1 protein-coding gene is annotated in these 9640 nt (G+C 34.9%); it reads left to right on the top strand.

Going from position 1 to position 9640, the window contains the following annotated elements; all coding sequences use genetic code 11:
* Positions 1–9209: SpaA isopeptide-forming pilin-related protein (locus KI369_RS07345; protein ID WP_212955551.1), on the top strand; the 9209-nt coding region annotated here is incomplete at its 5' end.
* Positions 9210–9640 lie beyond the last annotated feature (431 nt).

The raw sequence follows: 9640 nt of genomic DNA, 5'->3' as shown, positions 1-9640 counted from the left end.
AACCGGCGGATGAGCAAAAAAATGGTGATGCAGAGCAACCTACGGAGAATCCTGGTGATAACACAACAGAGCAACCTGTTGATAATCCAGATCCATCACCTAAGCAAATTACAGAAAACATTTTAACAGGTGTCACATTAACGGATAAAGACGGTAAGCCATTTAATGATACGGATAATCGTCCAAATCCAAATTCTATTACCCAAATCGACTTTACATGGGAAGTCTTGAAATCGCTGAACGCCAAAGAAGGTGATTACTTTACTTTCCAACTCCCAGACTACTTTATTGTCCACAATACCATTACAGAAGATTTAATAGATGGAACAGGAAATAAGATTGGATCATTCGTTGTTACGCCTGATGGCAAAGTAACGATGACTTTTAACGAATATATTGACGATTATCCTAATATAGCTGGACATTTAAACATTCGTACGGAGTTTAATGAAGTAAAAATTACAGGGACTACAGAAAAACAAATCCCATTCCCTATTAAAGAAAAAGACGTTATTATTGAGCTTGATTTTAAACCTAAAGTAACAAAATCTATAGATAAAAAAGGTGTACCTGATAGACCAATTAATACGAATCAAATTAATTGGAAAGTAGAAATGAACAAAACGAAAGATAAGCTTACAAATGCCGTCTTTCAAGATGAAATTCCAAAAGGGACAAGCCTCAACGAAGATTCTGTTAAGGTTTATTATTTAGAGGTTGATATTAACGGGAAGACAACTCGTGGTGCAGAAGTTCCTAAGGAAGAATATGAACTTACTTCATCCTCTGATAAATTAAATATCGCCTTTAAAAAGGAAACGAATAAAGCATATGAAATTGAATATGCAACAAAGATTACAGATGAAAGTGTTACTAGTTTCAAAAACAATGCAAAAGTATCTAGTGATAATCAAGATAGTGTATCAACAAATGCAACTGTAACCGTTTCACGCGGTACACATCTAGAAAAAACTAGCAAGTACAACCCAAAAACACAAACAATCGAATGGACGATCACTTACAACGGTGACCAAAGAAAGATCAAAAAAGAGGCTGCTCTTTTAAAAGATATTCTAGATAAGGATCATAAAATTGATCGGAGTTCTATTGTTGTCAAAAATGCTTCTTATAATAATAGTGGGCAAATTGTCACTGGTGACGACGCTACAAACTTCACAGTAAAAGAAACGACTGAGGGATTTGATTTACAGTTTACTACTGATATTGATAGTGCCTACGTAATTACTTACACATCAAAGGCCGCGGGTGATGTCATCGCAGATGGAGAAATCGAAAATAAAATTATCGCAGATGGTGGTTCAAGTAAAACAAACAAAGTTACATTACAACAACAAAACATCATAAAGAAACATAATAAAAATGCAGGCGATACAGATTACAATGCGAAAACAACAAAATGGACAATTATTGTCAATGATAACAACTACGTGTTAAACGATGCTGTTATCAAGGATACGTTTGACTTTGGTGGTCTAACGTTACAGGAAAATAGTTTCAAGATTACTGATGGATCAAAAGAACTTAAATTAGGGCATGACTACACACTTCATGTAACCGATAAAGGATTTGAAGTGAAACTAACTGGTGATTATAAGTCTAATATGAATAAAACTTTAACTATCACATACACAACAGACTTTAATTACGAAACCCTATCTAAAGTAAAAGAGGATAAGAGTAAAAATAACTCATTCCAAAATACAGCAAAGTTATCATGGAAAGATATAAATGGGAACGATAAAAATAGTTCATCCAATGATAAATTCGATCCTGACGGCTATACAAAAGGAAACGGATTTAAATACGGTGCTTACAACGCCCAAACGAAAGAAATTAAATGGGATATTGGATTTAATTATAATAATAGAACCATTAAGGATCCTTCTATCGTTGACGTATTAAGAGATAACCAAAAATTAATACCGGAATCTATTGAAGTTCGACACATGAAATTAACTGGTGGTGCACATGGATTTGAAGTAGGTGATCCTGTTCCATCTAGCGAATATACGATAGAAACTCCGACAAAAGATAATAACAATACATTAACGATTCATTTTAAAAATGAAATTAAAACGGCGTACCATATTAGCTTTAAAACTTCACTTGCAGGTGAACAAATTAATGAGCGTTACGATAATTATGCAGATTTAAAAGACGGATCAGAAACCATTGCTAGTATTCATGGTGCATTCAAGATCACAAATGGTGGTAGCGGTGTTACGAAAACAGCGAAGCAAAATGACAAGCATATTGATTGGAGCGTTTCTATTAATCCGAGTCAATCAACTATTGAAAATGCAGTCGTAACAGATGATCCGACCGATAATCAAATAATAGATGAAAAGTCTTTCCATCTATATCCGACGACAGTAGCCGAAAATGGTACTTTAACAAAAGATACAGCAAATGAATTAAAAGAAGGAACAGACTATAAACTCAAAGTAATAACAGACAACGATACAGGGAAACAACAATTTAAAGTTGAATTCCTTCATACCATTAATCGAGCTTATATTTTAGAGTACCGTACACTCATTAATGCAGATAATAATGAACGGGTAAGTAATAAAGCGACGATTACTGGTCACCGTTTAACATTAACGAAAGTTGAAGATGTTAAGTTCGTTGAAGTTAAAGTATCTTCTGGATCTGGAGGAGGTTCTGCTAGTAAAGGACGCGGAAGCCTTCAAATAATAAAGGCTGATGCTAAAGATGACAAAGTATTATTAGCCGGAGCAGAATTTACTTTATATGATCAAACAGGTACAACCGCTATTCGAACAATTACAACAGGGAATGACGGTGTCGCTAAGTTTAATAACTTACGACGTGATAAATATTTAATTAAAGAAACGAAAGCCCCTAAAGGTTATGTAATTAGTAAAGAATTAAGAGAAGGTATACTTGTTGAGCTAGGTTCAAAAGAAGTTACAACTTACACCCTTACAAATAAGAAATTTGTCGGGAAAGTAGTACTTACAAAAATTGATGCTCACAGTAAGGAAAAACTTGAACATGCTGTTTTCTCTTTACTGGATGAAAACAAACAAGTCATTCCTAAACATAAAGAATTAACAACAAATGATAAAGGACAAATTACTGTAGATCATTTAAAACCAGGAACTTACTACTTAAAAGAAACAAAGGCTCCTGAGCATTATCAATTAGATGGTCAACTTATTGAAGTTAAAATCGAAGAAGATCAAACAACAGTAATTGAAAAAGAAGCCACAAACAATTTAATTAAAGGTTCGGCTATACTAACAAAAGTTGATAAAAATGGTGAAACTTTAGCGGGGGCCGTATTTAGTGTACAGGACCGAAAAAACAAAATAATCCCTGGCTACGGAAAATTAACGACAAATGCTCAAGGGCAAATCGAGGCAAAAGATTTACGTCCTGGAGATTATCAATTTGTTGAAGTAAAAGCGCCTAAACATTATAACCTAGATAAAACACCGATTAAATTTACAATTGAAAAGAGCCAACAAAAAGCACTTACTGTTACAGCAACGAATCACCTCATTAAAGGTGGCGTAACTTTAACAAAAGTTGATGACATCGATGGTACAGCTCTTAAAGGCGCGGTCTTTAAAATTGTTGATGTTAATGACGAAAAGAAAGTTATTCGCGAAAACGTAACAACTGGTGCTGATGGTAAAGTAACTGTTAAAGACTTAGAGCCTGGCACATATAAATTTATTGAAACGAAAGCTCCACAGGATTATACGTTAAACACAGATCCTATTACGTTTACAATTGACAAAAGCCAACAGTCTTTTGCTACTGTTACGGCAACAAATAGTTTAAAAACAGGCGAAGTTGAATTATTAAAAGTTGATGAATTCGGTGATAAAAAACCTCTAAAAGGTGCCGTATTTAAAATTGTTGATGCAAATAATAATGATGTTCGTACTGACCTAACTACAGATGCTGATGGAAAAACAAAAGCTGATAAGCTACGTCCTGGTACGTATAAATTTATTGAAACAGCTGCTCCTGAACATTACGTTTTACGAGCAGAACCTATTGAATTTACAATCGATAGAAGTCAGAAAGAAACTCTACTTGTGAAAGCTGAAAATGCTTTAAAACCAGGAGATGTTGAATTAACGAAAGTTGATGATATCGATGGTACAGCTCTTGCAGGTGCTGTATTTAAAATTGTTGATGCTAATGATGAAAAGAAAGTCATTCGCGAAAATGTAAGAACTGGCGCGGATGGTAAAGCTATCGCTACTGGCTTACGCCCTGGCGATTATAAATTTATCGAAGTAACAGCACCGAAGTATTACGATAAAAATACACAGCCTATCGAGTTCACGATTAAAGAAAGTCAAGAAACTTCACCAATTACTGTTACTGCTAAAAATAGCTTAACAAAAGGCGGTATTGAATTAACAAAAGTGAATGCTGCAAATGAAAAGGAAACACTTGAAGGTGCAGTATTTAAAATTGTTAATAGAGATACGAATGAAGATGCTCGTACGGAACTTGTTACGAATAGTAAAGGAATGTTAGTTGTAGATGACTTACGTCCTGGTAACTATAAACTTATCGAAACAAAGGCTCCAACTTATTACGATGTAAATGTAGAACCAATTGAATTTACAATCGAAAAAGGACAACAAAAACTTCTTCCACTTACATTTAAAAATAGTTTAACGAAAGGAAAAGTTAAACTTATTAAAGAAGATGATGTGGAGAGTAGTATCGCTCTTGCCGGCGCAGTGTTTACACTACAAGACGCAACTGGCAAAGAAATTGCGAAAGATTTAAAAACAGATGATTACGGAGTAATAGTTATTCCTGATTTAGCACCAGGAGATTATCAATTTATTGAAACATCAGCTCCTGAACATTATAAATTAGATCAAACACCTATTAAGTTCACGATTCAAAAAGGTAGCAAGGATGATCTTCCAGTCCCTGTCACTGTAACAAATAGCTTACTTACAGGTGGCGTTACTTTAACAAAAGTTGATGACATTGATGGCGTTACTCTTGAAGGTGCAGAATTTATAATTGTTGATGCTCATGATACGAAAAAGGTAGTTCGTAAAGGGTTAACTACCGATGAGCACGGTAAAGTTTCTGCTTCTGACTTACGTCCAGGTGACTACCAATTTATTGAAGTAAAAGCTCCAAAAGACTATGACTTAAGGAAAGATCCTATTCCGTTCACTATCGGAAAAAGTCAAAAAGAAAACATTACTGTTACTGCTACTAACAGCTTAAAGAAAGGTGCAGTCACATTAACGAAAATTGATGACATCGATCGTACAATGCTGAAAGGTGCAATCTTTAAAATTGTTGATATGAAGGGTAACGAGGTTCGCACAAACCTTATTACAGACGACAATGGTGAAATTTCTGTTTCTGATTTACGTCCTGGAGACTATCAGTTCATTGAAACAAAGGCTCCTGAGCACTATGTATTAGACGAAACACCGATTCCATTTACAATTGAAAGAAGTCAAACGAAAGAGATCAATGTTACAGGTAAAAACACTTTGAAAAAAGGTAGCGTTGAACTAACAAAGATTGATGATATTAATACTGATACGAAGCTCCCTAATGCTGTATTTAATTTATTAGATGCAAACGGAGAGATAGTTGAAGAAGGCTTAAAAACAAATGTTGAAGGAAAAATTGTTGTTGAAAACCTACGTCCTGGTACGTATCAATTCGTTGAGACAATTGCTCCTGAACACTACGATTTAAATAAAACACCGATCGAATTTACAATTAAGAAAAGCCAAACTGAAACGCTTCATGTTACGGCCAAAAATGCTCTAACAAAAGGTGCAGTGGAACTTTCTAAAGTAGATGACATCGATGGTACTAAACTTGAAGGCGCAGTATTTAACATTGTTGATATGAAGGGTACTGTAATTCATAAAAGTCTTGTTACAAATGGTAAAGGGAAAATTGAAATTAACGACCTACGTCCTGGTGATTATCAATTCATCGAAACAGAAGCTCCTAAGCATTACGTTTTAGATGAAACACCAATCAATTTCACTATTGAAAAAGGGCAAAAGGAGACTATTTCTTTAACCGCTAAAAATAGTTTAAAACAAGGTAGTATCGAATTAATTAAAGTGGATGATTTAAACGATCAAACAAAACTTGCCGATGCCGTGTTTAATTTACTAGATCAAAACGGTACTGTAATTAAACCAGATTTAAAAACGAACGGTGAAGGAAAAATTATTGTTGAAAACTTACGTCCTGGTACGTATCAATTTGTCGAAACAACGGCTCCTAAACATTATGATTTAGACAAAAAGCCAATGGTAGTTACAGTTGAAAAAAGCCAGAAAAATATTGCTACTGTTACTATGAAAAATAGTTTAACAAAAGGCGGCGTGGAACTTACTAAAGTAGATGACGTCGATGGTACTACTCTTGAAGGCGCAGTATTTAACATTGTTGATATGAAGGGTACTGTAATTCGCGAGAAACTTACAACAAATTCACAAGGTAAAATTAGCGTTTCTGACCTACGTCCGGGAGATTATCAATTCATTGAGCTAACGGCTCCGAAACATTACGATTTAAATAAAGAACCACTTCCTTTCACTATCGAAAAAGGACAAGCCGAACCGATTTCTGTTACTGCTAAAAATAGTTTAACAAAAGGTGCGGTAGAGCTTTCTAAAGTGGATGATATTGATGGTACTGTTCTTGAAGGGGCAGTGTTTAAAATTGTTGATATGAAAGGAAATGACGTTCGCACTGACATTACAACAGATGCGAAAGGTAAAGTTTCTATTTCTGATTTACATCCTGGAGACTATCAATTTATTGAAACAACGGCTCCGAAGCACTATAAACTAGATGCTACACCGATTAAATTTACAATTAAGAAAAGCCAAGCAGAGAAGTTACAAGTCACTGCTAAGAACAGCTTAATTGAAGGTGCTGTAGATTTAATTAAAGTGGATGATATAAATCCAGATACAAAACTTTCTGATGCAGTATTTAACATCATTGATGCGAAAGGTAAAATTGTTCGCACAAATTTAACTACTGATAAAGACGGGAAAGTTTCTGCTTCTAATTTAAGACCAGGAGATTATCAATTCGTGGAAACGAAAGCTCCGAAAGATTATGATTTAAATCAAATACCGATTCCTTTCACTATTGAGAAAAGCCAAACAACTCATGTTTCTGTTACTGCTAAAAACGGCTTAACTAAGGGTGGCGTTGAATTAACGAAAGTTGACTCTTTAGATGCAAAAGAAACGCTAGAAGGCGCGGTATTTAAAATTACTGATATGAACGGTAATGATATTCGTACGAATTTAGTTACCAATAAAGATGGAAAAATCATCGCTAAAGACTTACAACCTGGAGACTATCAATTTATTGAAACGAAAGCTCCGAAACATTATGACTTAAATGAAGATCCTATTAAGTTCACAATTGAAAGAAGTCAAACAAAACATGTCTTCGTTACAGCTACTAACAGCTTAACGAAAGGTAGTGTGGAGTTAATTAAAGTGGATGATGTTGAAGAAAATACAACACTCGAGGGTGCGGTATTTAAAATTGTTAATAAGGATGGACACGACGTCCGCACTGATTTAACTACTGATAAAAACGGCCGTTTAGTTGTTGATGAATTACCGCCAGGAGACTATGAGTTTATCGAAACAAAAGCTCCTACTCATTATGACTTAAACGAAACACCTATTAAGTTCACAGTTAAAAAAGGACAAGAAAAAATCGCTTCCGTTACCGCTACAAATAGCTTAACGAAAGGTGCTGTAGAATTAACGAAAGTTGATGACATCGACGGGGTTACCCTTGAAGGAGCTATCTTTAAAATCGTTGATATGAACGGCAATGACGTTCGTTCTGATTTAACTACTGATAAAGATGGAAAAATTTCTGTTTCTGATTTACGTCCTGGAGACTATCAGTTTATTGAAACGAAAGCTCCTACTCATTACGACTTAAATCAAAATCCTATCAAGTTTACTGTTGAAAAGAGTCAAACGGCTACAGCTTCTGTTACTGCTACAAATAGCTTAACGAAAGGCGCTGTGGAACTTTCTAAAGTAGATGACATTGACGGTTCTGCTCTTAAAGGCGCAGTATTTAAAATCGTTGATATGAACGGCAATGACGTTCGTGCTGATTTAACTACCGATAAAGATGGAAAAATTTCTGTTTCTGATTTACGTCCTGGAGACTATCAGTTTATTGAAACGAAAGCTCCTACTCATTACGACTTAAATCAAAACCCTATCAAGTTTACTGTTGAAAAAAGTCAAACGGCTACAGCTTCTGTTACTGCTACAAATAGCTTAACGAAAGGCGCTGTTGTATTAACTAAAGTCGACGACGTTGACAACTCTACTCTTGAAGGAGCTATCTTTAAAATCGTTGATATGAACGGCAACGACGTTCGTTCTGATTTAACTACTGATAAAGGTGGAAAAATTTCTGTTTCTGATTTACGTCCGGGTGACTATCAGTTCGTCGAAACGAAAGCTCCTACTGGATACGATTTAAGCGCTAAACTAATTCCTTTCACAATTGCGAAAGGACAATCTCAAGTTACTTCTGTTACTGCTTTAAATAGTTTAACAACAGGTTCAATGGAGTTAACTAAAGTTGATATGGATCACCATGGAACACTTGAAGGTGCCATTTTCAATATTTTAGATCAAGACGGAAAAGTAGTACGAGAAGGTTTACAAACAGACAGGCATGGTAAATTAATCGTAAATGATTTGAAGCCTGGCAATTATCAATTAGTGGAAACAAAGGCTCCTACAGGCTATCAATTAGATGCATCACCAATAAACTTTACAATTGAAAAAGCTCAAGCCACACCACTACAAGTTACAGTTTCAAATAAAAAAATCGACTCTTCATCAGATGGAGATGATAAACCAATTACTCCTCCTAATAAAGAAGAGGAAACAGGAAAAGAAACTTCTGAAGAACTAGAAAAAGGAAATCCCGAAACACATGGTAAGGGAACTTCCGAAGAATCAGAAAAAGGAAATCCTGAAACACAGATAAACAAACAGCAAGATGGCCGAAATACGGGTAAAGAACTTCCAAATACAGGTCACAAAAATGATCCTACTCAAACAGTGGGCATCGTACTTATACTAGCTGGATTGTTAAGTATTTTAGCTACAAAACGAAAAAAATATTATTAATAGTTTTTCACACCCAATCAAGTAAACATTTGATTGGGTGTTTTTTTATGCAAAAAAGGACGATACATAGAGTATCGCCCTTTTAACGGGGTGAGGCTGTCCAAAAGTACGGAAAACCTTTGAACAGCCTCGTATTTTCATATGGATGCCTTACATATATCACTGATAATAAGTATGAAATGCGGAAACATATTTATCATCACATGATTCAAACATGAGAAAAGAAACCCTATAGGATTCTTTTCTCCACATAATCTAAAGTTTGGGTACACTAGATTCATGCAATGTAGGAGCTTTCCAAGCAGAAAGCGAACCTTCATTTAAAATGATAGCATACATATCTCCATCAAAAATATGCAAATATGCATATAACTTTTATTATTTCTCAATGTCAGAATATTGAAAAATAATAAAAATAAAGGTAAAATGAA

The organism is Bacillus sanguinis, from assembly GCF_018332475.1.
Classification (GTDB): domain Bacteria; phylum Bacillota; class Bacilli; order Bacillales; family Bacillaceae_G; genus Bacillus_A; species Bacillus_A sanguinis.
The sequence above is the reverse complement of the archived record's forward strand: the minus strand, read 5'-3'. Positions and strand labels throughout refer to the sequence as shown.